This window comes from Hydrotalea sp. AMD, assembly GCF_004100315.1.
Taxonomy (GTDB): Bacteria; Bacteroidota; Bacteroidia; order Chitinophagales; family Chitinophagaceae; genus Hydrotalea; species Hydrotalea flava.
On record NZ_SCKY01000001.1, the window covers coordinates 233,794 to 256,723 of the forward strand.

Consider the following 22,930-nt stretch of genomic DNA (forward strand, 5'->3'; position numbering starts at 1 on the left):
GGTAAAAAACAACATTCCTGCAATTCTTTATTTTTGCCGGATGAATGATTCTAAAAATGCCCAAAAACGCATTGCAATTCTGGATTTATATGATAGCCAGCCAAATGAAGGTATGCGATGTATTAAAGACATCATTGCAGCATGGGGTATTTTGAATAACACAAAAATACAGATGCAGGTATTTGATGTTCGCCAACAATTAGCAGTTCCTGATACATCCTTCGATGCTTATATTTCCAGTGGCGGGCCCGGTTCTCCCCTCGACAGTGAAGGTAATGAATGGGAAGCCGCTTATTTTAATTGGCTGCAATCCATTGAAACATTCAATCTACATGAATCGAATAACAATTTAAAAAAACATATACTTTTTATTTGTCATAGTTTTCAATTAGCCTGCAGGTATTATCAGGTAGGAACCGTTTCTCCAAGAAGATCTACCGCATTTGGTGTTTTCCCGGTGCATCTCCTACCCGCAGGAAAAAAGGAGCCACTCTTTCAAAATTTATCTGATCCTTTTTATGCAGTTGACAGCCGCAACTATCAGGTAATTGCACCAAATGAAACACGCATTGAAGCAATGGGCGGTGCATTTTTAGCCATAGAAAAAGAAAGACCCCATGTTCCTTATGAAAGAGCCATGATGGCCATTCGATTTAATCCTTTTTTTATCGGAACACAATTTCATCCTGAAGCAGATGCGGTTGGTATGCAAATGTATTTACAGCGGGCAGATAAAAAAAAGGCCGTAATTGATGAACATGGAGAAGAAAAATGGCAGAGCATGGTAGCACAATTACAAGACCCCGATAAAATTATGTTTACTTACCACCACATCATTCCTAATTTTTTAACAATGGCTTTAGAAGTGAAACAGACAGTTTCAATATAAATAGCATTTTAGAAAGAACAAATGATGGTATATGATGAATATGTTATATATTTATAGTACAGAAAAAAAAATACTATGGTACCATCTATTCGCCAATCATTTAATAGTGCGTTTTCTGAAAAAAAATATCAGCACTTCCTGCAATCACTCAACAGTAAACATCCCGGTGCCATTGATTTCAGAGTGGCTGAAACACCCATTTTTATTCCGGCTTCTTTTACAAAAAAAATGCTGAGTGCTTGTGAAAGTATTATAGATGTTATTGTTGCTACCAATTTTAAAAAACTTACAGAACAAGCTGTTCCTCAACAACTCATGGTGCCAAATGAAACGGATTATACAAATTTTATTGCATTTGATTTTGGCATTTGCACCGGAGATAATGGAGCTATAGAACCTCAATTAATTGAAATGCAGGGATTCCCATCTTTGTTTTCCTTCCAGGTATTATATGATGAAATTTTAAGGCAACATTTTGACATACCAAAACAATATACAGCATTCTTAAATGGTTATGATGCAAACAGTTATATACAAACGCTCAAAAAAATAATTATTGGCAACCATCTTCCCGAAAATGTAATATTGCTGGAATTATTTCCACACCGGCAAAAAACCAGAATTGATTTTTATTGCACAAAAGATTATACCGGCATTGAAACAGTTTGTTTAACAGAATTAATGGTTGAAAATGAAAATATTTTCTATCTGCATCGGGGCCAAAAAACACCTGTATACAGGATATACAATCGAATAATTTTTGATGAATTGTTACAGCAATCTACTGCCGTTCAGAAAAAAGCAGCAGCTGTTTTTTTTAAACCTGTAAAAGTAGAATGGATTCCGCATCCGAATTGGTTTTATCGCATCAGTAAATACACTTTACCATTTATAGAACACCCAAATATACCTGAAACACATTTTTTAAATTCTGTGCATCCTTTGCCTGTAAATTTAAACCAATATGTAGTAAAACCTGTCTTTTCATTTGCAGGCCAGGGGGTTATTATAGATGTAAATCAGGAAAACATTACAGCAATACCTGACCCTCAAAATTGGATTATTCAAAAAAAAGTAGATTATGCTGCTATTATTGAAACGCCTGATTCGCCAGCAAAAGCTGAAATCAGACTATTTTATTTTTGGGATGAAGACTGGAAGCGCCCCAGAGCAATGATGAATTTAGCCAGATTAAGCAAAGGGAAAATGATTGGAACAAGGTATAACAAAGACAAGGAATGGGTGGGCGGCAGTATGGCATATTTTGAACAACCTGCTTAAATTTCGTTTAAAAAGTGATGAGCGACCCATTGAATTCTGCAGTTTTTAATGGTTTACGTTACTTTTAAAGATGAGGCAAAAAATTTTGTTTACCCTCTCTTTCATTTACATTAGCTTCTTTAGCTATGCACAGGATAATTATGAAATACAGGTATATGGTTCACAAACACAACCCAAAGGGTCTGCCATGTTTGAATTGCACAGTAATTTTACATTTAATGGCGAAAAAGCTATCATAGACGGCGTACGACCTTCTAACCACGCCCTGCATGAAACTTTGGAAATTACAAATGGAATTACCGATAATTTTGAATTAGGATTTTATTTATTTACTAATTACACATCTCAATACGGTTATCAAATCATAGGCTCACACATACGTCCAAGAATTATGGCACCATTAAGTTGGCATTTACCGGTTGGGTTAAGCCTCTCTACAGAATTTGGTTACCAAAGTAAATACTACTCACCCGACACGTGGAGTATTGAGATTAGACCTATCGTTGATAAACAATGGAAGAATTTATATGTTTCATTCAATCCTACTGTAGGTGTAGCTTTAAAAGGAATTGACCAGCATAAAGCGCCTGATTTTGAGCCCAATGTAAAAGTTGCTTATCAATTTTTTAAAAATACCGATTTTGGATTTGAATATTATGGCTCCGTTGGGCCTATTAATAATTTTGAACAACTGCCGCAGGAAAACCATGCACTATTCCTTGTTTATGATTTAGAAAACAATAACGATTGGGAAGTAAATATTGGCCCCGGATGGGGTTTAACTCCTGCAACCGATGGTTTAGTATTTAAAGTGTTAATCGGGAGAAAAATAAAATGGGAACATAAAATGAATTCCTAACGGGTATGCATTGTTGTACAAAACCGTTAGGAATACTTTTATAAAATTAATTTTCCATTTTGTTTTTTAGTTTCCCCATTAGGGCATATGCATTTCCACCCGCTAATTGCACCGATAGCCAATTTATATAACCATTGGGCTTTATTTCTACATATCCATTCTGTGAAAGCCCTGTTTCAACTGGCGTTGCAACAAAAGTATTTTTTTCTTTTTGCACAAACACATATTCAGCACCATTATAATGCACTACTGCATTTTCCGGAACCAAAATAGCCTGATGACTGGTAACATCAAACACACCGGTTAAAAACATACCGGGTAAAAGGCTGTGATTGGGTTTTTCAAAATGGCAATGCAACATTCCCGTTCTGTTATCATTTACATTTTTAGTAACTAAAATCACTTCTACATCATATTTTTTCTCACTATCGCTGATTAATGAAACTTTTCCGGCAGTACCTTTCTGAAACAATTCTATATCTTTTTCAAAAACAGTCATGGCGGCATGTATATCATCCGGATTTACCAATTCAAACAAAACATCTGAAGGATTTACATATCGGCCAATATTCACATTCACTTTTGTTACATAGCCGGTAATAGGCGAAAACAATTGCACAGTTCTGGATATATTTTGTATGGTTAGTTTAGCGGGATTGATATTAATCATCCTGAGTTTTTCTTCCATACCCTTTAACATGGCCATTTGAACATTATAATCAGATAAAGACTGTTGATATGTTTTTTTACTGGTTGCATCCTGTTCACTTAATTCCTTTTGCCGCTGTAAATCAGTTTCCAAAAAACCAAGTTTTGCTTTAGCTACCAGATAATCCTCTTGTAACTGTACATAACTCTGATCTTCCATTAATGCAATCACTTCTCCTTTGTGCACATTGGTTCCGGGCAGCAGATGTGTGCTTTTTAAGTATCCCCCTAAAGGAATACTCACTGATATCATACTTTGCGGAGGCACATCAACCATACCATTAATAGTAACTGTTTGGTGCATTATTTTTTTAATGGGTTGTATTAATTGAATACCTGCATTACGAAATTGCGTATCATTTAATACTACAACGGTATCGGCTTTACCGGTATCATTTTGAGTTTCAGTAGCTGAGGGTGAATTTTTACAAGCCAGTAACACACTGATTGTAATAGCCACAAAAATTAATTTATACATTTTAGTCATTTTTTTTGAATTAATTATTTTTATCTCCATTTACTGCAGCAGATAATGGATTTCTGAAACAGCCATTTGCTGATTATACAGTACACTTAAATAATCATTTTGCAAAGCAATGGCCTGTGCAACAAGTGTACTCCACTCAATATAATTGATGGCACCCGATTGATATTGCAATGAAGCAGTTTGCATTAAAACATTAGCCTGCGCCAAACCTTTTGTTTGATAATATTGTACAGATGAAAAATATTTTTTGTACAACTGTGCATATTTATTATAAGAACCGGACAACTGATTTTCAATGGAAACAATTGCTGCTTTTGCAGTTTGTTCATTAATTGAGGCTGCCTGAATACGGGCATGTTGTGCTTTTGCAAACAGCGGAATGCCCATACCCAAAGAAAAAGAAGAGAAACGTGAGGATGCATTATAATAATCCTCCACCCTGTCTTTAGAAAGTTGCCAGCCAACAATAGACTGATTGTTATAACCAATCACAAAATCGGGTTTCAATTTGGCTTTCTCTAATTTAGTTTGCATCAATGCATGTTGCTGCTGCTGTTGGTATAAATGCACATACGGGTGTTGCGCTAATTTAGCACTATCCAACAAAAGTGGTGTAGCAGCTAAACTATCAGCAGGCTCAAACAATACATTTTGTTGTGTAAATATTTGCAATTGAAATTGTGTTGAAAGAATATCAGCTTTTATTTGTTCCAAACTCATGCTTACATGACCGGCTGTGTTTTCCAAGGTCGTTTTTTCCAACAAATTGCTTTCACCCTTATTATAACGAAGTGTTGCCACATTTTTATAAAAACTATAAATACTATCTAACCTTTTCAGCAATTGCAGTTGAGCTGTTTGATACTGTAACGTAACATAGAGTTGTTCTACCAATTTTTTAATTTCTGCTTTTTGCAAGGTTGTTTGTGTCTGAGCAATAGCAGTATTGGTCATAAGCAATTTTTTAACAGAGGCATAATATCCAGGTAAAGCAAAGTTTTGAGTTACCATAATTCTCGAATCAAAAAACATGCTGTTATAATTACCCAGTTCTGCATTCAGTTGTGTTTTCGGCAATTCAGCTGAAGTTGCCTCCATTATTTTATTATACTTTTCCTGCAATAATGAAACTTTTAATGCAGGTGCATTTTGCAAAGCCAGGTCTGTTATTTCCTGCAAAGAAGCTTTTTTTACAGTTGTTTGCGCATGTAAAAATGGCGCACTAAATAAAATTAACAACAATAACGCACCAGGCAATTTGTTTTTTTGTATGTGTTTCATTGGTTTCTTTTTTGTTTCAAACAACAAATACAATGATGGTAATACTAACAATGTTAATAAGGTTGCCGTTAATAATCCACCTATTACTACAGTGGCCAAAGGTCGTTGTACCTCAGCACCTGCACCATTGCTTAAAGCCATTGGCAAAAACCCTAGTGACGCAACGGAGGCAGTCATTAATACCGGTCGTAACCTGATTTGTGTTGCCTGAATAATAATTTGAATGATTGATTTTCGGCCTTCTACTTTCAAATGATTCATTTCTCCTATTAAAACAATTCCATTTAATACCGCAACACCAAACAATGCAATAAATCCTACACCTGCAGAAATACTAAATGGCATATCCCTTAACCATAGTGCAAATACACCACCAATAGCAGAAAGTGGAATGGCAGAAAAAATAAGTAAGGCATATTTTAAATTCTGAAAAGCAAAGTAGAGCATTAATAAAATTAAAATCAACGCAATGGGTACAGCAATACTTAACCGTTTAGTGGCTCTTTGCAGATTTTCATATTGTCCACCATAAGTAATATAAAAGCCCGGTGGAAATTTTAATTGTTTTTCCACTTTTGCATGTAATTCATTTACAATACTCTCTACATCTCTGCCCCGTACATTAAAACCAACAGTAATTCTACGGTGGGCATCTTCACGTTGTATTTGATAAGGACCATCTTTTACTTCAATACTTGCCAAATTATTCAACGGAATCTGCAACCCATTTGCAACACCGATTTGCAGGTTACCAATATTGCTGATACTTTCTCTCTGATTCTCATCTAACCGAATCACTAAATCGTAACGTTTATCGCCTTCAAATACCAATCCTGCTGTGGCACCGGCATAAGCTGCCTGTACCGCCATATTTATGTCAGCAATATTGGCACCATATTTTGCAATGGCTTCCCTGTTGTAATGAATCACAATTTGCGGAACTCCGGTAACTGTTTCCACATATAAATCACGAGCACCTTTAACCGATTGAATGATATTGCCCAATGCACCTGCAAAATGAGCCAGTGAGTCTAAATCATCTCCAAAAATTTTACATACTACATCTTGCCTGGCGCCGGTCATCAATTCATTAAAACGCATTTGCACCGGGAATTGAAAACCGGTAGCCACACCCGGAACCTCCTCTAAGGCTTTGCTCATTTTTTCAGCCAGCTCATCAAATGTTTTAGCGCTGGTCCATGTTTTTTTATCTTTCAGAATTACCATCATGTCAGCAGCCTCTACCGGCATAGGATCGGTTGGAATTTCGCCGGAACCAATTTTGGTAACTACTTTTTCTACCTCGGGAAATTGATGCAACAATACGCTTGCAGTTTTTTCGGTAGTAGCAATGGTGTTGGTTAATGAAGAGCCCGTTAACAAGCGGGTATCAACGGCAAAATCACCTTCTTCTAATTTTGGGATAAACTCGCCACCCAATGTAGTAAGCAACCATACCGCCACTATAAAAAATATAAAACTAATGGCAACAATGGTTTTAGGAACTTTTAAAACTTTAATCAAAACAGGCTTGTACCATTGCTGCAAACGCATTATCATTTTATCAGAAAAGTTTTTTTTGTGCTTCACTTTTTTACTCAGTAACAATGAAGTAATCATTGGCACATATGTAAGCGATAAAATAAACGCACCCAAAATAGCAAAGGAAACCGTTTCTGCCATTGGCTTAAACATTTTTCCTTCTATTCCCTGCAAACTAAGTATGGGTAAATAAACAATCAGTATTACAATTTGCCCAAATGCAGCAGAACTCATCATTTTACCTGCTGATGATTCCACTTCTTTATCCATTAGATGCTGATTCAATTTCGTTGCATTGATATATGCATGTGAATGCACAATTTTATGCATCACAGCTTCAACTATAATTACCGCTCCATCTACCAACAAACCAAAATCGAGTGCACCCAAACTCATTAAATTGCCACTAACACCAAAAAAATTCATCATTACAACAGCAAATAGCATACTCAATGGAATAACAGAAGCTACAATAAGGCCGGCACGTAAGTTTCCCAAAAAAACAATTAGCACAAACAGTACAATTAACGCGCCTTCCTCTAAGTTTTTTTCAACGGTACTAATGGCGTTATTCACCATTTTTGTTCTGTCTAAGAAAGGTTCTATCATCACACCTTCGGGCAATGACTTTTCAATTTCTTTAATACGCTTTTTTATATTGCCAATTACCTGGTTGCTATTTCCACCCTTTATCATCATCACTACCGCACCGGCTACTTCACTTTTATCATTAAAAACAGTTGCTCCATATCGTATAGCTGTACCATATCTTACATCGGCTACATCACTAATTAAAACAGGTATTCCGTTATCTGTTTGTTTTACTACAATGTGTTGAATATCATCCAGTGTTTGCACTAATCCTTCCGTTCTAATAAATAAAACATTAGGACCTTTCTCAATATAAGCGCCACCTGTATTTTGATTATTGGCATTCATAGCCTTGAACACATCGGCAATGGTTAACTGAAAACTCTTTAATTTATCTGTATTCACAGCAACTTCATATTGCTTCACCTTTCCACCAAAACTGCTTACATCTGCAACCCCATCTGTACCTAATAATTGGCGACGCACAATCCAGTCTTGAATATCTCTCAAATCTGCCAAAGAATATTTTCCCTCATATCCCGGCTTTGGCCTAACAACATATTGAAATATTTCTCCAAGACCTGTTGTAACTGGACCCAATTCGGGTGTCGCAATGCCGAGGGGAATTTGCGATTGTACCTTTACCAAACGTTCACTGATTTGCTGACGTGCCCAGTACAAATCGGTATTATCATCAAACACAATTGTTACCAAACTTAAACCGAAACGAGAAAAACTTCTTTGCTCGGCAATACCGGGCACATTGCGGGTTGCCTGTTCAATGGGCACCGTAATTAATCGTTCTACATCCGGAGCACCCAAACTCGGCGCAGAAGTAATGATTAAAACCTGATTATTAGTAATATCCGGTACTGCATCAATCGGTAATTTGGTAACCGAATAAACGCCATATCCAATCCATGCAAATAACAGTAATCCAATAATCAGTTTATTTCTTACAGAAAATTGTATAATAGCTTGTAGCATAATAAACACATACATTTAAATATTTAGAATAGCCTACAACAAGCTGGTACCGCTTAATTACAATAACAGTATACCAACATGAAAGTGATGTAGATGAAATAAAATAGAGTACTACAATTTTTATGATAAAAATTGCTGTGTATTATGCTAATTTGGGAGGCTGAAAAATATCCTGTAAGCGGGTGAAGGAGTATTCCGGATCTTTATCGATTCTAAAAGTTTTTTGAACAAATGGAGGCGGGGCAGACTGAACAGAAATAGGATGTGAAGGCATACTTACAAAACCAAACATAAACGCATTAGCAGACTGCTGTGTTTTAAAAGGCAATTGTTGATCTTGCTGCCAGTCAGCATCAATCACCAATTTCTTATTGTAATGAATTCTTAAAAAAGAAATAAAAGAAATATCGGGATCTTCTGAACGATGCTGTATGTAATGCTGTACCAATAAAGGCAATTTGAGTAACTGATAAGCTTCAGTTGCCCCAAACAGGAAAATAAGTATTAAAAATATTGCAGCAATTTTTTTCATTATTGGTACTAAAACATGTGCAATTTACGCATTTATTTTAAATAAAAAGCCGGATCATTGCAATCTGGCCCATTATTATACAATAATATACATATTTTTAATCTACCCGGCAAGTAGGATAAACCTGCCATTAGTTTGTTGATTTTGATGAATAAGTGGCTCCTTTTCTGAATTTAAAATGCACATTTTTATTCTTCATCCAATCAATTAACTTAACGAAATTTACAAAGATGAAAATAAGACCTAAAGGAAGGCCAATTACATAATCCCAAACACCGGCAGCATGTTCAGAAATTAAAGCCCAAAAATAAAAAATAGAAACAGGCATTAAAAAAACGATACCGGTTACCATACCCGGGTTATATTTGGTTTTAGCTTTGATGTTGTAGTAAAAAGTATGCATTATAAAATTACCAAATAAAAACAGCATTACTGCAATACCCAGCCAAACAGCAGATATTGATAAAAAACCGGCAATAATAAAGGTAGTCCACTGCACACCCACATCCATTATAAAAGCGCTATTGGGGTTTAATGGATAACTATCTGGCAGTTTGCTTTTGTACAATACCTTATTAATCATTTGTGGGAAATAACCCGGCCAGTGATACTCTTCAAACTGGTGCAATAACAATGATGCAAAACCAACCCAGATAGCGAGTGTAACATCTGATATTTTATTAATTTCCATGAAAATACCCTTCAACACTACAACTGATAAAACGGCACCCACATCAAACCATTTTCTTCTAAAAAATTCTAACATAAGATAAAATTTAGGGGTGAAAAAATATTGATATAGCTAATTTTATAAGTCCAATAACCATACCATTTAACATATAAATAAATATTTCATACACTCAAACCCTTAACTGCAAACGCTTACAGTAGATAATTAAAAAAAAATTAAAATGCACTGAAGGTGAATGACCAAATTAAATCTATAAAAGCAATCAATTTTTTACAAACAGAAAAATAAATGCCTGTCTAAAACTTTAGTATCAGAACATAAGTTACAAATAAAAATTCAAGTATGCAAGCAATTTTTTATTGATTGATATTAGTGTCCTTCAAAAAATAAAAAGTGAAAGTATGTTACAGTTTCAGTCAACTACTAATTTACAAAATTCCACCATACCCCAAATCGAAACCATAAAGGCCTTTCCGGATAAAGTGGTGTAATAAAATTGTATTTATTGAAGGTAAACCCTTTGGAAGGGTTGATGGTATTGATGTTTTCTAACCGAATAAATCCTTTGAAGCCTTTAATTCTAAAATGGAAAAACAAATTCACATCCGGTCGGTTAGCTGTTATGTAAGCAGACTGATAAAAGAACTGGCCAATAAAAGGGGAATAATTGTCGGCTTTAAAATTTGAATAGTACCTTACTTCAATACCTGTAGAAAGAAATAAGTTGGTATAAAAATTACCTTCAAAAGCCAGTCGGTTTCTGGTTAATAAAAAAGGTACATGAATAGGAGCATTTCCGGTTACCTGTTGTAAATGTACTTCGGTATACCAATTCCAATGCTTTGTGAGTTTAAATTTCTTCTCAGCACTTACATGAATAAAATTGAATAAATTTTTATCCTGGGTAGCCACAAAGAAACTATCAAAATAAGTGTAATTATTCATCAAATAATATTCACCACTTAAAGTAAACGCCGCTTTCGGATTATCATAAATAGCAGATAATTTAGTAATATTTTCTTTTGAAAAATTCTGTTTGTCACTCACCGGGAATGCAGTAGCAGGATCGAAAATAAAAGAAGGTGTTCTGTTTGTATTTTGAAAACCTAATGCCAATGTTCCTAACCGTTTACTTAATTCTCTTTGCAGACTTATGAAAGCATGATAATCGCCACTATTATACCCATTCAGATATAATTTACCAGATATCTCTACATCCCATTTTTGATTTCGGGTTCTGTTTCTGTATTCACCCAACAAATAAATATTATGATAATTTTGCGTTCGTGTATTGAGTGTATCGGTAAATGTTCCTTTTAATAGCTGGATACCTAAACCTGCTTTAAAAAACTGACTTTGATTGTTTTTATCGGGAAATGTAATGGCGGCAAACTCGTTGGTAATATTACTCCAGGCATCTTTATAACTTAAACTGTCGCGTATGGTGCTGAAATTAAAATATTGCTGGTATTGCGAATCAATTACATTGTTGTCATAATAATTATAACTACTACTTTTAATAATGAGTGTATGTTGTAAACGCAAACGAGCATAAAACAACTTATAAGTAACAGAATCGGTTACCAATGAATCCTTCTTGCCAAAATCGTATTGTTGCCTAAACAAATAAGTATTTTGCTTATATACATTACCCGTACTAACAGTTGTGCTAAATGGGTTGGGGTTGGCAATACCGGCAATACCCAATCTGGTTTCCAATTCATATGGATTGTTGAGTGCAAGGTTATTAATTTTACCGGGGTTTTTTAAACCCCCATTTTCAGAGGATGCATTTTTATTGGAAAGAAAAATGAAGTAATTTTCGTAGCGTTTATTCGGCGATTGATAATGGGTGGTAAACCGTAAATTATTGTTACTGGCATTTTGATTTTTATAAGTACCGGGTGCATTTGTAAACCGATATTCGAAAGAAAAATTGAAATTACTTTTTCGGTTTTGCGTATGCAAAAAATCGAGCAACTGTTCTGATTTATTGCCTAACAAATATGCAATTTCCGTATAGGGACGCGTTGTTTGATATATTTTAGTATTTTCTAATGTAAAATTATAAATATCAAACTGATGAAAACCGGCATCCCAACCGGATTGCATCATGGGAGAAAACAACAGGGAATGCGATGCAGTTCCAAAATTGCCTAACGTATAATAATTGTAAGGTTGTGGGAAGCGCTTTGTAAAATCATTTAAAGAAGAATCTATTTTACGAATACTGGTAGAGTCGAAATGCCTGTAAAAAATAGTGATAGAATCCGCATACTTATCACGGTGTTGCAATGAATCTTGTTTGGGTTGTGCAGGAATAGGACGCCCGTTTCTATCATAAGAAACATTACCGGTATTACCACCTCCAAATCGGCCGGATTGACCGTATTGTTGTTGCGCAGCAGCTAAGTTTGTAAAGCTGATGAAAACCATCCATAAAAAAATTATTTTTACTGCTGCCAATTTGTTCATGCTAACTAAATGATGTGCAAATTAAAGCTAAAGCTTTAAAAGAACCGTTATAATCCATGCACACTTGTAATTATAATTGTTGAATTAACTCCATAAACAACAAACTAAGCTTAGGTTCGGCAGCTTTGGCGGCTTGTAATACTTCTTCGTGGGTAATGATGTTATCTTCATGACGAATTCCTAAATCGGTTACTACGCTTACTGCAAATACTTTCATACCTGCATGTACTGCGGCAATGGTTTCCTGAACAGTACTCATTCCCACCACATCACTGCCAACAATTTTAATAAGTTGGTATTCGGCATGTGTTTCAAAAGTAGGTCCGGTAACAGCCGTATAAATCCCCTGATGCAATTCAATATTGTTTTCTTTTGCAATTTGAATTGCCTTTTCAATAAGTACTTTACAATAAGGTTCACTCATGTCGGGAAAGCGGGTACCCAAAGCCTCTTCATTGGGACCTATTAATGGATTGGCAGTAAAAAAGCTAATATGGTCTTTTAAAATCATTAAATCCCCCACTTTATAATCGGGGTTCACAGCTCCGGCAGCATTGGAGAGTAAAAGGGTTTCAACTCCCAACAACTTCATTACCCGAATAGGAAAAACCACTTGTTGTGGAACATAGCCTTCATAAAAATGAAAACGACCTGCCATAACAATAACAGTCTTTCCTTTTAGTTTTCCAATAATTAATTTACCGCCATGTCCCTTTACGGTACTAACAGGAAAATGCGGAATTTGTGTATAAGGAATTTCTTTTTCAGCTTCTACCAAATTGGCTAAATTACCAAGACCACTGCCTAAAACTATACCCACTTTAGCTGTAATGTTTGCTTGTGACATAATATATGCAACTGCTTCCTGTAACTCGCTCATTAAATTGCTCATTATTATAAAATTTGAAAAGTATTAATACAATGTTTTTTTGTCTTTTTGTTGCCAGGCTTCAAACATAGCAATGGCTTCGTTTCTGCCTATACATTCCATTACTATTTTACGCTGATCTACCGGCAGCGTTAATTCATGATAAATAAATGAATCATCAAATCCAATGGCTGCAGCGTCTTCCCTTGTATTGGCATAATATACTTTTTTAGGCCTTGCCCAATAAATAGCACCCATGCACATGGGGCATGGTTCGCAGGTAGTATAAATTTCGCAGTCGATAAGCTGAAAATCGTTCAATACTTTACAAGCCTCCCGAATGGCTGTTACTTCGGCATGTGCGGTAGGGTCGTTTAACAACAACACCTTATTGCAACCCCGGGCAATAATTTCGTCATTTTTCACAATTACACAGCCAAATGGTCCACCCTGGTTAGCCATCATTCCTTCCAAACCTACTTTAATGGCTTCTCTCATATAATGTAAAGCACTCATGTACACTTGTTTTAGCAGCTGCAAGGATATTACATATTTTTTAATAAGGGAAAAAAAGTGGATAAAACAACAACAGCCTTAACGGAAAGTAAGGCTGTTGCAAGAAGATGGATTATTTGTTTTAACCTCTATATATTAGCTTTGGGCAGATCATTTATTTCATCTAAACGTTGCCTGCGCAATGCTTCTAATTTCTGTTTGCCATAAGCTATCTTAGCAATCAGCACAAATAAAACAGGCACTATAAAAATAGCCAGTAAAGTGGCAGCCAGCATACCACCCAACACGGTAAATCCAATGGTAGAACGGGCGATCGCGCCGGCACCGGTTGAAAAAGCCAAAGGCAATACTCCTAAAATAAAAGCCATTGAAGTCATTAAAATTGGTCGTAATCTTAATTTAACAGCCTCCAGTGTTGCAGGTACTATATCCATTCCACTATCTACCCTTTCCTTGGCAAACTCAACAATTAAAATGGCATTTTTTGCAGCCAGACCAATTAGAGTTACCAAGCCAATTTGCGCATATACATTATTATCGAGCCTTGGAATAAATGTTAACGTTAAAATGGCACCAAAAGCACCAATGGGGACCGCCAGCAATACCGAAAATGGAATACTCCAACTTTCATATAAAGCTGCTAAAAACAGAAATACAAATAAAATAGATAAGCTAAATATATACACTGTACTGTTGCCGGCATTAATTTCTTCGCGGCTTAAACCAGAAAACTCATAACCATAGCCTGCAGGCAATACTTGTGCAGCTACTTCTTTTAATGCATCAATGGCCTGCCCGCTACTATACCCTTCTTTGGGTGTACCATTAATTTCGGCCGTTCTAAATAGATTGTAGTGCGAAATAAGCGGTGCGCTTTCCGTAAGCTGATAAGTGATTAAAGTACTCATCGGCAATAAAGTACCTGCCTGATTTTTTACATAATACTGATTCAGGTCTTTAATATCACCACGATATAAGGAATCTGCCTGAGCCACTACGTGAAAATTTCTGCCATAAATGGTAAAATCATTTACATAACGACTTCCCAGAAATGTTTGCAAGGTATTGTATACATCTGCAATAGAAACTCCTAATTTTTTACATTTTTCACGATCAACATCTACCTTATAACCCGGAGTTCGAGCGGTAAAGAAGCTAAATGCCCTGGCTATTTCCGGCCTTTTATTGGCAGCCATTACAAAATTCTGCACCACTTTTTCAAAGGTTTTAATATCGTCGGTGCTTTCTCGTTGCTCTAATTCAAAAGTAAAACCGGCAGTTTGCCCCAAACCAGGAATGGCTGGTGGCTGAATTACCACAATATTTGCCTCTTTGATAATGGCAAAGCGTTTTTGAAGCGTTGCAATGATGGATTTAATTTGTTGTGATTTATCGGTACGTTGATCCCAAGGTTTTAATTGGCAGAAGATGGTTCCGCTGTTTGATTTGGTGGCAAATGTTACTACGTTCAATCCGCCTAAAGCCGCAAAATGGCCTACTCCTGGAACTTCTTTTAAAATTCCCATCATCCGGTTTAATACATCTAAACTTCGGGTGGTTGAGCTGGCTTCCGGTAACTCAAACGTAATATAAATACGGCCTTCATCTTCAGTAGGAATAAAGCCGGTGGGTTTGTTTTTAAATAAAATGGCAGTTCCAACAAAAATACAAACTAGCAATACCATTGTATAAGGTGCCCATTTAATTACCTTTCTTACACCAATGGTATATTTAGCTGTTGTTCTTCTAAACCATTCATTAAAACGGAAAAAGAACTGATTAATACCTCTTGATTTTTTGTTTAAGTCCATAGGTCGCAACATCAGTGAACAAAGGGCAGGTGTTAATGACAATGCAACAAATGCAGAAATTAACACAGAAATTGCAATGGTGATAGCAAATTGCTGGTACAAACGCCCAACAATACCGGGTATAAAACCAACAGGAATAAAAACTGCTGCCAGAATTAAAGCAATGGCCACTACCGGACCCGATATATCGTTCATGGCACGTGCAGTAGCCTCTTTGGGCGTTAAATGTTCTTGATCAATATAGTGCTGCACAGCTTCTACCACCACAATGGCATCATCTACCACAATGCCAATGGCCAGTACAAAACCAAACATGGTTAATGTGTTAATGGTAAACCCTAAGGGTACAAAAAATGCAAATGTGCCAATAATAGAAACCGGAATGGCCAATACCGGAATTAAAGTAGCACGCCAGCTTTGCAGGAATAAGAATACAACCAGAGTAACCAGTGCCAACGCTTCTAATAAAGTTTTTACCACTTCATCAATCGATACTTTTACAACAGAAACAGATTCAAATGGAACGGTATAATCTACATCTTTCGGAAAAGACTGCCGCAACTGATTCATGGCATTATACACACCCTGCGCAGTCTCCAATGCATTGCTGCCCGGCGCCTGGTATACCAGTAAATAAGAAGCTCTTTTACCATCTACAAATGAATTGCTGGCATAACTGAATTTACCCAATTGTATACGGGCTACATCTTTTAAATACACCAATGACCCATCAGATGGTTTACTGCGAACAATAATATGTGCAAACTGATCTTCGGTACTCAACCTACTATTGGTAAACACATTGTATTCAAACGACTGGTCGTTGCTTTGCGGAGGAGCTCCTACCGATCCGGCAGCAATTTGCAGGTTTTGATCCTGCAGTGCATTCAACACATCGGTAGTAGTTAACCCTAACTGCGCCATTTTATCGGGTTGTAACCAGATACGCATGCTAAAATCATCGGCACGGGTAAAAATATCGCCCACCCCTTTTACACGCAACAACGCATCGCGTACAAATATGTTGGTATAGTTATCTACAAAAGTTACGCTATGGGTGCCATTGGGCGAGTACATAGCCACCAGCATTAAAATACTGGGATTTCTTTTACGGGTAGTAAGGCCCAGTCGCTTTACATCATCGGGCAATTGTGGTGTGGCAATACCCACTCTGTTTTGTACATCAAGTGCACCAATATTTACATCGGCTCCTACATTATATACTACATTAATGGTGGTGCGCCCATCGCTGGTACTATTGCTTTGCAGATAAGCCATTCCGGGTGTACCGTTTACCTGCGTTTCAATAGGTGTAGTTACAGTTTGTTCAACGGTTTGTGCATCTGCCCCATTAAAGGTTCCGGTAATTTGAACCGTTGCAGGTGTAATATCGGGATATTGACTTATGGGTAAATTTAAAATAGCCAAAACGCCCAATAACACAATTACAATAGATATAACAATTGCCGTAACCGGGCGTTTTATAAATGTATTTGCAATCATAATATTTTCTAAATTATTTGTTTAGTGAGTCTGCGGTGCAGCTAATTGAACTTTTGCACCATCTCTTAATTTTTGTACCCCATCTATTACAATGGCATCACCTTCTTTTAAACCGGAACGAACCACAATTTTATCATTGATGCGTTGACCTAAAGCAATTTTCTGTTCTTTAACAGTTTGGTTGGCACTCAGTACAAACACAAAATATTCGCCCATTTGCTCTACCACTGCTTTAAATGGAATGAGTAAAAATTGTTGCAATGGATTATTGTTCTTTACCCGAACATTACAGCTCATTCCGGGTTTTAGCATATTGTCTTTATTGGGGAAGATGAATCGAACACGAATGGTACTGGTTTGGGGATCTACTGCCCTGTCAATAAAACTAAGTGTACCGGGTAAAGGATATACAGACTGGTCATTAAAGTTCATGGTAAACATAGAATCTGAAGCCGGTGCAGGATGTGCTTTTAATGCAGCAAAGCGGGGTATCAGGCTTTGATCTACAGCAATATCAACTGCCATCGGATTGTCTGAAGATATTGTATTCAATAAAGTTTGATTGGCCGAAATAAGTGTACCCATTTTTACCTGCGAAATGCCAATGGTACCATCAAAAGGTGCATATAAAACAGAAAATTTCAGATCGGTTTCTGCTCTTGCAACTGCTGCTTTTGAAGCTGCTACCTGCATTTTTGCAGCCTGTAAATCTGTAATGGCATGATCAACTACCTGACGGGCTATGGCATCTTTCTTTAGCAGTTCGGTATAACGGTCGGCATCTTGCTGTGCCTTGTCTAAATTAGCCAAAGCCACATTCATATTGGCTACTGCCTGATTATAAGCAGCCTGATAGGTTTCATGGTCAATATCATACAACTTCTGACCCTTGTAAACATGTTGTCCGTCATTAAAAAAAATACCTTTTATATATCCGGTAACCTGTGCACGCAATTCAATTTCGTTGAGTGCTGCAACAGTGGCAGGATAGTTATCATAATATACGGCCGAACCTTTTTGTACCTGGTAAGTGTTAACAGCAACGGGTGGCGGTGCTTGTTGTTGCTGCGGTTTGTTGGTGCAGGATGCCATTAAAACTAATCCTGTAAAATATACCAAAATAAAACGTAGCGAATTGTTCATATAAAAATATTTATATTTTTAATTTTTAATAGTACCTAAAGCTTTTTCAACATCGATTTTACTTTCCAACAATTGATAAAGCGCATCATAATAGTTTAACTGTGCAGTGCGTAAATCACTTTCAGCAACAATAACATCTAAATAAGTTTTAATTCCGGAATTGTATTGGAGTTGGATGGTTTCATACACATCATTGGCAAGCGACAAATTATCTTTCAATGCAACATAATTGGCAAGATTGCCTTTGTAATTGGCCAGTGCTGTTGCATACTCAGTATTTACGCGGCTTTTCAAAGCTACAACATCCCAGTTTAAACGATCTATTTGTAATTGCGCTTCTTTGATTTGGTTCACACGTTTATTTCCCTGAAAAATTGGAACAGATAATTGCAATCCAATATTTGAGTTACCTAAATTTTGGTTGTACAATTTTCCAAAATCATTATTTAAATAGTTGAAATTATAAATACCATAAGCAGAGATGGTGGGAATGAATCCCCATTTATAATATTTTAAATTGGCCTGCTGTAACTTTTGCTGGGTAACCAATTGCTGATATTCGATTCTATTTTCGAAAAATACATTTACAGAAGTATCTATAAACGCATCTTTTTCCATGGCAGTGGTATCATAACTTAAATGTAAATCTGCTGAATCAGGATATCCCATTAACTCTTTTAAATAAACAGATTTTGCTTTTACCAAATCAAAAACCTGCTTACGTTGTGCTATGGTATTGTTTAATGAAATGGTAGCTCTTTTATAATCGGTTTTATCTACAATACCCGCTTCGTATTGATGATAAGAGTCCTGCACATTTTTCTGCAAACGAATAATAGCCTGGTCTAACACCTGCACTTGTTTTTGCGTTAATAACACATCATAAAATGCCTTGCTCACATTTACGGTAACATCAATTTTATTACTAACAGTATTTTGCCTTACCTGCTTTTTTACCTGTTGTGCTGTTTGGCTGGCTAATAACGCATCTCTGTTAAAGATATTTTGGGTAAGTGTTAAACCCAGATTAGATGCATTATAAGTACCATTGCGTACATAATTCCCACCAAAATAAAATGCAGGTAATTGGTAGTTGTGCTGAATATAATAGTTCATACTAATTTGTGGATACCAATCGGCTAATTTGGTTTGAATGGTTTTATCTACAATTTGTTCGTCAATTAATGATTGCTGCACAATGGGTTGGTGTTGCAAAGCATATTGAACGCAAGACTGTAATGTTGCCTGCGCCAGTGTATCTGCAGCAGTCGCTTTTAATGGCGCCTGAGCTTTATTAGGCCCAATACTGGATACTAACAAAAAAAGTAATAAAAATATTCGATTCATATTTTATTTTAATTTCATATATTAAATGTAGCTTTTTTAGAAAGATACTTATTGATTTTTCTTTTTGCAATAATTATAACCGGGGAATTGGTGAAAGGAGTGCGAAGTTAAAAGTTTAAACACTAAAAAAACAAACAATTATTTAAATGGATGTTTGACACATATCAAAAAAAAAGACCGGCAGCAATGTTGCTACCGGCCTTGGTAAGGTTGTAAATAGATATACTTTTATACTATTCTTTTAACATTAACAGCGTTCAAACCTTTACGGCCTTCCTGTACATCAAATTCAACTTTGTCGTTTGCTTCAATCTGGTCAATTAAACCATTGGCATGTACAAAAGTTTCTTTGTTTGAATCGTCATGTTTGATAAATCCAAAACCTTTTTCTTCGTTAAAGAACTTTACAGTTCCTTGAATTTTTGTGTTCATTGTAAAATTTAAAAAATAAAATAATGCCTGCAAGGTAGGCTTTATTCTTTTGTAAGCCTAATTTATTTGTGTTAATTTTTAAATATTGTGGGGTAGTGTTGTACGTCACTCTACTTGCCTGCAGCATAACAACTTACACAGCCTGAAACTTTGCCTTCGCTGCCCCACGCTATTTTACTCACTTCTTCCACATAATCATTATGCTGCAAAAAAACTTTAAGCCATTCATCCGTTATATAAACAGGAATAGTTTCAGAACCTAAGTATTCTATGCCCTAGGCTAATGCTTCGGTTTTTATCCCCATCCTATTTAACCACCGCAATAACTTTTTGTCGAATTCTGCAACCATTATACTATTTGGATGCCGGCAAATACCATAAATGGCCAAAATAAGCAATTGCATTAAGAGTTTTAAGCCGTAAGGATTGTTGCTTTTGGAAATAGCTAATCCACCTATATGCCATATTAACAAATCATCATTAAAAAAGGATAATTCTTTACAAGGAATGTTAAAGCGTTTTTCTATTGGTAAAACAGTCAGTTCATCCCACAAGGTAGTTTTTACCGACCCCATAATTTTTTTATTGAACTTGGAAACATAAAAAGTTGAAGTGTCATACAGTAATAAATCTTCTGCATAAACGCTTTCAACTTCTTTTAAAAAATTTTCTTCGTAACACGGAACACTGCGGTGGTGGCTACTGTTTTCGCTTACTACAAACCCTGCTAATTTGTGCAAGCCATTTTTTTAACTGTATAATTTGTATTATAAATGATAGTTTCCTAAAAAGTATAGATTTATCGCTTTCATTATATTTTGCAGTACAAAAATTTGCTCAAATACATATACAAAAGGATAGGTATTTCCCAAATTTGTTTATTTTTCTATTTATTAATCACATTTTTGGGTATATTTCACATTAAAAATATATATATCGTAGCTTTAAAACATTTACTGTCATAAACTAACGCTTATGAACATTAAAATGGATGATTTTTTTAAGCCTTTAAAACTGGCATCGCAGCCAACAAGCAAAGATTATAAAGAAGCAGAATTGTATTGTAATGCTGCCGATGCTTTTGCCCGCACTGCCCACCAGTGTATTTATATCATTGATTATTATAAAAAGGGCTTTCTTTACGTTTCGGAGAACCCTTTGTTTTTATGTGGCCAATCTGCAAAGAGTGTGTTAAACTCCGGATATGATTTTTATGCAACGCATGTTCCTGCCGATGAATTGAATATGCTGTTGGAAATTAACGAAGCCGGGTTTAAGTTTTACAATAAAATACCTGTTTACGAAAAGCTTAAATATTCTATATCGTTCGATTTTCATTTAATACACCCGAACAAGCAACTCGTCTTAATAAATCATAAACTTACTCCGCTGGTATTAGACAAGCAACATAACATCTGGCTGGCTTTATGTGTAGTTACCCACTCCACAAGCAAAACCGCAGGGAATATTATTATTTTTAAACAAGGTACAAGTAAAAGATTTGAATACGACCCGGCCACAAAAGAATGGGCAGAACAGAAAAAAATAAAATTATCTGCCCCCGAAAAAGAAATTCTGACCTTGTCTATTCAAGGTTATACGATGGATGAAATAGCCGTAAAATTAAAAATAGTAACAGCTACGGTTAAGTTTCACAAAAAAAATATTTTTCGTAAGCTACGGGTTAAAAATATTACCCAAGCCATATCTTTTGCTAAAAGCTATAACATTTTTGAATAAGCCCTATACTGTTGATAAAAAGTAAAAATCAGGAAATTGCTTTACTACCTTATTAATAGCAAGCCTGTATAAAACAGTAGCACAAAGGCCAACTAAAAGCCATGAGCCCGTAGCTAATTGGGGCGGCGATTGTTGCTTATCTTCGCTGTCATATTCAGTTAAAACCTGCTCAACCCATTTTCTTTGTTTACTGCCAGACCCCGTTTTGTTTAAGAAAAAATGAACGGCTTTATTTTCAAATCCTTTATACCCGTTTGCAATTTTTGCAAGCCCTGCGCCATCAGGCATAATAATAAACAACAAAGCAGCCCAGCCGATATTATACGGGTGCAATGCAGGAATGTTTTTTGCAGGCACAGTTCCTCAAAAACAAAAGGTACCTTGCCTTAAAAGTCCAAAGCATTGATAGCAGCATCATGCCCTGTTAGTAACAGCTCTTTATTATTTTCTGCTAAATACAAATTATGTGTTATAATGTTAGCAGCAGGGTTTATTTGCAGCAGGCATTTTTTATGCTTTCAGCTTTGGGTTGGCCAATATCATCCTGTAAATAATTTTGCCTGTTCAGGTTGCTAATCTCTACCGTATTGCTATCTGCAATAATAAAATTTTCAAATCCTATTCGCAAAGCACATTCTGCCAATAAGCTGCCGATGCCGCAACCTGCAAAAAAGATTTTGTATTTTTTATTCGTTCTTGTTTTGTTTTTTGAATTGTAAAACCTGTTTCTGTTGTAGCGGATATTTGTTATTTTTTGCTACTCAAAGTTACTTGGGGATAACTTTTTTTAAAATTACTATCTTTTTGTATAGGTATTTTTAAAATTTTATTTATATTTTAATATTTGTATTGTATAATTTATATATTTTTAATACAGCTTTTTATCCTGTTTTTTTAACATTTAAAAATTACAATTATGAAAAAGACAATTCTAACAATTGTTGTTGCTGTATTAACATTTTCGTTTGTATTTGCTTCAACAGAAATCACTTCTGAAAAGTCATTATCATTACAACAGAATGAAATTAAATCTCAAAACATGCTAAAACCTGGTATCAATCATCAGGATAAAGTTTTTTCATGTACGGTATCTTTGGAATGCGGTGGTGTTACCGTAACTGCTACCGGAAGTACTTGTGAAGAAGCCGGTGCAAAAGCCGGTGCTGCTTGCGATAAGATAATAGCACCTGCTACACAATATGTTGAACCATAGCAAAAAGTAGTGTATTGAACAATTTGCACATTCA

At 35.8% G+C, this 22,930-nt stretch carries 19 protein-coding genes; 5 read left to right on the forward strand and 14 right to left on the reverse strand.

The genetic code is table 11. From position 1 onward, the window contains the following. Nucleotides 1-40: 40 nt before the first annotated feature. From EO766_RS01070 to EO766_RS01080, 3 genes are all read left to right on the forward strand, one after another. Nucleotides 41-889 carry a type 1 glutamine amidotransferase gene (locus tag EO766_RS01070; RefSeq protein ID WP_074419187.1) on the forward strand — a complete coding sequence of 283 codons (849 nt, stop codon included), beginning with the start codon at nucleotides 41-43 and terminating at the stop codon, nucleotides 887-889. A gap of 75 nt (nucleotides 890-964) precedes the next feature. Further along, the gene (locus tag EO766_RS01075; RefSeq protein ID WP_287100612.1) at nucleotides 965-2,170 is read left to right on the forward strand and encodes a hypothetical protein; all 1,206 of its coding nucleotides are present in this window, start codon (nucleotides 965-967) and stop codon (nucleotides 2,168-2,170) included. A 70-nt stretch (nucleotides 2,171-2,240) separates the two neighbouring features. Further along, nucleotides 2,241-3,029, forward strand: a complete 789-nt coding sequence (locus EO766_RS01080) for a hypothetical protein (RefSeq protein WP_287100614.1) — start codon at nucleotides 2,241-2,243, stop codon at nucleotides 3,027-3,029. 46 nt (nucleotides 3,030-3,075) lie between these two features. On the opposite strand, the gene EO766_RS01085 is transcribed toward EO766_RS01080, so the two are convergent. The 12 genes from EO766_RS01085 to EO766_RS01140 all read right to left on the reverse strand — a co-directional run bounded on the left by EO766_RS01085 (nucleotide 3,076) and on the right by EO766_RS01140 (nucleotide 20,683). After that, on the reverse strand, nucleotides 3,076-4,215 hold the full coding sequence (locus EO766_RS01085; RefSeq protein ID WP_287100615.1) for an efflux RND transporter periplasmic adaptor subunit: 1,140 nt from the start codon (nucleotides 4,213-4,215) through the stop codon (nucleotides 3,076-3,078). A gap of 39 nt (nucleotides 4,216-4,254) precedes the next feature. Continuing rightward, entirely contained in the window at nucleotides 4,255-8,625 is a 4,371-nt protein-coding gene (locus EO766_RS01090; protein ID WP_287100616.1) for a CusA/CzcA family heavy metal efflux RND transporter, read from the reverse strand. Nucleotides 8,626-8,767: 142 nt separating this feature from the next. After that, on the reverse strand, nucleotides 8,768-9,157 hold the full coding sequence (locus EO766_RS01095; RefSeq protein ID WP_074417804.1) for a hypothetical protein: 390 nt from the start codon (nucleotides 9,155-9,157) through the stop codon (nucleotides 8,768-8,770). Between the two features lie 130 nt (nucleotides 9,158-9,287). Next, entirely contained in the window at nucleotides 9,288-9,923 is a 636-nt protein-coding gene (locus EO766_RS01100; RefSeq protein WP_074417805.1) for an HXXEE domain-containing protein, read from the reverse strand. Nucleotides 9,924-10,271: 348 nt separating this feature from the next. Then, nucleotides 10,272-12,323 (reverse strand): putative porin, encoded by a 2,052-nt coding sequence (locus EO766_RS01105; protein ID WP_074417806.1) that lies wholly within the window; start codon nucleotides 12,321-12,323, stop codon nucleotides 10,272-10,274. Nucleotides 12,324-12,393: 70 nt separating this feature from the next. After that, nucleotides 12,394-13,215: a purine-nucleoside phosphorylase gene (locus EO766_RS01110; RefSeq protein WP_074417807.1), complete on the reverse strand. Its 822-nt coding sequence runs from the start codon at nucleotides 13,213-13,215 to the stop codon at nucleotides 12,394-12,396. 21 nt (nucleotides 13,216-13,236) lie between these two features. Continuing rightward, nucleotides 13,237-13,707, reverse strand: a complete 471-nt coding sequence (locus EO766_RS01115; protein ID WP_218331360.1) for a nucleoside deaminase — start codon at nucleotides 13,705-13,707, stop codon at nucleotides 13,237-13,239. A gap of 128 nt (nucleotides 13,708-13,835) precedes the next feature. Next, nucleotides 13,836-17,021 carry an efflux RND transporter permease subunit gene (locus tag EO766_RS01120; RefSeq protein ID WP_218331361.1) on the reverse strand — a complete coding sequence of 1,062 codons (3,186 nt, stop codon included), beginning with the start codon at nucleotides 17,019-17,021 and terminating at the stop codon, nucleotides 13,836-13,838. A gap of 21 nt (nucleotides 17,022-17,042) precedes the next feature. Continuing rightward, entirely contained in the window at nucleotides 17,043-18,164 is a 1,122-nt protein-coding gene (locus EO766_RS01125) for an efflux RND transporter periplasmic adaptor subunit (protein WP_068248202.1), read from the reverse strand. An 18-nt stretch (nucleotides 18,165-18,182) separates the two neighbouring features. Then, a complete protein-coding gene (locus EO766_RS01130) occupies nucleotides 18,183-19,511 on the reverse strand; it encodes a TolC family protein (RefSeq protein WP_068248206.1) in 1,329 nt (442 codons plus the stop codon). Between the two features lie 228 nt (nucleotides 19,512-19,739). Further along, entirely contained in the window at nucleotides 19,740-19,943 is a 204-nt protein-coding gene (locus EO766_RS01135; RefSeq protein WP_068248209.1) for a cold-shock protein, read from the reverse strand. A gap of 275 nt (nucleotides 19,944-20,218) precedes the next feature. Then, nucleotides 20,219-20,683 (reverse strand): hypothetical protein, encoded by a 465-nt coding sequence (locus EO766_RS01140; RefSeq protein WP_287100617.1) that lies wholly within the window; start codon nucleotides 20,681-20,683, stop codon nucleotides 20,219-20,221. A gap of 235 nt (nucleotides 20,684-20,918) precedes the next feature. Here EO766_RS01140 and EO766_RS01145 point away from each other — a divergent pair, with 235 nt between their 5' ends. Continuing rightward, a complete protein-coding gene (locus EO766_RS01145; protein ID WP_287100618.1) occupies nucleotides 20,919-21,683 on the forward strand; it encodes a helix-turn-helix domain-containing protein in 765 nt (254 codons plus the stop codon). Between the two features lie 3 nt (nucleotides 21,684-21,686). On the opposite strand, the gene EO766_RS01150 is transcribed toward EO766_RS01145, so the two are convergent. Together EO766_RS01150 and EO766_RS18365 are read right to left on the reverse strand one after the other, a co-directional pair. Next, the gene (locus EO766_RS01150; protein WP_287100619.1) at nucleotides 21,687-22,040 is read right to left on the reverse strand and encodes a hypothetical protein; all 354 of its coding nucleotides are present in this window, start codon (nucleotides 22,038-22,040) and stop codon (nucleotides 21,687-21,689) included. A gap of 133 nt (nucleotides 22,041-22,173) precedes the next feature. Further along, nucleotides 22,174-22,434, reverse strand: coding sequence for a ThiF family adenylyltransferase (locus tag EO766_RS18365; RefSeq protein WP_353744800.1), 261 nt, complete (start codon nucleotides 22,432-22,434; stop codon nucleotides 22,174-22,176). Nucleotides 22,435-22,599: 165 nt separating this feature from the next. Between EO766_RS18365 and EO766_RS01155 the strand changes: the two genes are divergently transcribed. Next, entirely contained in the window at nucleotides 22,600-22,896 is a 297-nt protein-coding gene (locus tag EO766_RS01155; protein ID WP_287100620.1) for a hypothetical protein, read from the forward strand. Nucleotides 22,897-22,930: the final 34 nt, after the last annotated feature.

Coding starts and splice junctions, on each gene's coding strand:
- EO766_RS01095 (WP_074417804.1), bottom strand. CDS start 9,157: ATGAAAAAAATTGCTGCAATATTTTTAATACTTATTTTCCTGTTTGGG.
- EO766_RS01120 (WP_218331361.1), bottom strand. CDS start 17,021: ATGATTGCAAATACATTTATAAAACGCCCGGTTACGGCAATTGTTATA.
- EO766_RS01075 (WP_287100612.1), top strand. CDS start 965: ATGGTACCATCTATTCGCCAATCATTTAATAGTGCGTTTTCTGAAAAA.
- EO766_RS01130 (WP_068248206.1), bottom strand. CDS start 19,511: ATGAATCGAATATTTTTATTACTTTTTTTGTTAGTATCCAGTATTGGG.
- EO766_RS01080 (WP_287100614.1), top strand. CDS start 2,241: ATGAGGCAAAAAATTTTGTTTACCCTCTCTTTCATTTACATTAGCTTC.
- EO766_RS01090 (WP_287100616.1), bottom strand. CDS start 8,625: ATGCTACAAGCTATTATACAATTTTCTGTAAGAAATAAACTGATTATT.
- EO766_RS01135 (WP_068248209.1), bottom strand. CDS start 19,943: ATGAACACAAAAATTCAAGGAACTGTAAAGTTCTTTAACGAAGAAAAA.
- EO766_RS01125 (WP_068248202.1), bottom strand. CDS start 18,164: ATGAACAATTCGCTACGTTTTATTTTGGTATATTTTACAGGATTAGTT.
- EO766_RS01110 (WP_074417807.1), bottom strand. CDS start 13,215: ATGAGCAATTTAATGAGCGAGTTACAGGAAGCAGTTGCATATATTATG.
- EO766_RS01085 (WP_287100615.1), bottom strand. CDS start 4,215: ATGTATAAATTAATTTTTGTGGCTATTACAATCAGTGTGTTACTGGCT.
- EO766_RS01070 (WP_074419187.1), top strand. CDS start 41: ATGAATGATTCTAAAAATGCCCAAAAACGCATTGCAATTCTGGATTTA.
- EO766_RS01105 (WP_074417806.1), bottom strand. CDS start 12,323: ATGAACAAATTGGCAGCAGTAAAAATAATTTTTTTATGGATGGTTTTC.
- EO766_RS01115 (WP_218331360.1), bottom strand. CDS start 13,707: ATGAGTGCTTTACATTATATGAGAGAAGCCATTAAAGTAGGTTTGGAA.
- EO766_RS01145 (WP_287100618.1), top strand. CDS start 20,919: ATGAACATTAAAATGGATGATTTTTTTAAGCCTTTAAAACTGGCATCG.
- EO766_RS01155 (WP_287100620.1), top strand. CDS start 22,600: ATGAAAAAGACAATTCTAACAATTGTTGTTGCTGTATTAACATTTTCG.
- EO766_RS01100 (WP_074417805.1), bottom strand. CDS start 9,923: ATGTTAGAATTTTTTAGAAGAAAATGGTTTGATGTGGGTGCCGTTTTA.